This is a genomic window from Bradyrhizobium sp. LeoB3 (assembly GCF_055456055.1).
The window spans coordinates 1-1,450 of the sequence record NZ_JBVBEF010000288.1; the positions used below are offsets into that span (position 1 = coordinate 1).

At 57.8% G+C, this 1,450-nt stretch carries 1 protein-coding gene; it reads right to left on the minus strand.

Annotation, left to right across the window (positions count from 1 at the left end; all coding sequences use genetic code 11):
• Positions 1 to 36: 36 nt before the first annotated feature.
• A complete protein-coding gene (locus ACZXDY_RS45890) occupies positions 37 to 1,386 on the minus strand; it encodes an IS701 family transposase (protein ID WP_208831169.1) in 1,350 nt (449 codons plus the stop codon).
• Positions 1,387 to 1,450 lie beyond the last annotated feature (64 nt).

Sequence of the window (1,450 nt, forward strand, 5' to 3'; positions counted from 1 at the left end):
CACTACTTTGGCAGATTGTGTTTTCGCCGCTGTTTTTCACGGATTTGCTTTCGGCAATATGGGCACTGCTGAGACGGCGGCCGAAGGATGAGATCGACGATGGCGTGACGTACGGCTGGCATGGTTGGCTGAGGCGGAGGCCCGTTGATTCTTTTTTTTCCGCCCCGCGTATGCGAGGCGACGATGTTGCAGGAAGGCGTAGGCAATCATTGTCATCAAGGCGTGGCGATGAAGACCTTGCCATGATCGCCCTTCGAAGTGATCAAGTCCAAGTTCCTCCTTCAACTGCTGATGCGCCTGCTCACAAATCCACCGTGCCTTGATGGTGGCGGCCAGCGTGCGCAGATCCGTCGCCGCCGGAAGGTTGGCCAGATAGTATTTCTTCTCCCCGGACGCACGTTGCTCGCCAATGAGCCAGGCTTCGTCGCCTGGGAGATGCTGCTGACCTTTATCCCATATCCGCTGCGGAGGGCCGTCGGCGGTCCGGACGCGGAGAGCAGCAAATTGGGCTTTAAGCCGACCTTTCGTCCCGCTACGCCAACTCACGGTTTTCCATTTGGCGCTGACGAGCATTTGTTCTGCGGCAATCGATAAGATATCGGGCACGTGGTGCTTTCGCGGTTTTCCGCGGACTTTGGTAATCGGCCAAATGAGCTTCACATCGACCGGATACACTTTCTGGTGCCGAGGGATGCCGACAGCCCAGGTCAGCCCGCGCTCTGTTAGCCCTTGTCGAAACGGTGCGCTGAGGCCGTATCCTGCATCCGCCAGCACACATCCAAAGCGCACGTTGGCTGCCATCGCGCGGTCAATCTCGGCTAGAGCAATCTCGGGCTTGGACCGTGCCGTTCGATGTTCGACTGGCACGCGAGCGCGCTTCATACGAGATACGTCGCTTGTCCAACTGTCAGGCAGAAAGAGACGTAACGCGACCATCACTGGCACTTCGCCGCGCGCAAGCGTTAAAGACACCAGCGTTTGGCAATTTGCCGTTTTACCGAGAGCCGACGCGTATTGAGCCGCAACACCGACCGATCGCTCACCCTTCTTCGGCAGTGAGGTGTCATCGATAACCAGCATCGCATCCCTGCCGCCGACAAGTCGGTCCGCCTGGTTGAGCAGCTCCGTCTCCAGCGGCGTCGCATCCCAGACACCGTCCGCAATGAAATGGTGCAACTGGTCGTAGTTGCTCGTGGCAAGGCGTTCCGCCATCGGCTGAACGCTCTTGCGATCGCCCGGACCGATCAATCCCGCAACATACAGAGGACACATCCGCTGCCGGGTCTTATGACCCAGCCGGTCCAAGAACGGCATCAGCCAGCGTTCGAGTTCGTCTTCCCATCCCGGCATGGTCAGCCCTCCAAGAGCCGACCACCCATGAATCATTGAAAAATTGATTCGGGAATCCTATAAAACGCGGCAAAATCAACAATCTGCCAAAGTAGTGCTA

Bases quoted from the DNA above. Each gene is read 5' to 3' on its own strand.
- ACZXDY_RS45890 (WP_208831169.1), bottom strand. From the start codon at position 1,386: ATGATTCATGGGTGGTCGGCTCTTGGAGGGCTGACCATGCCGGGATGG.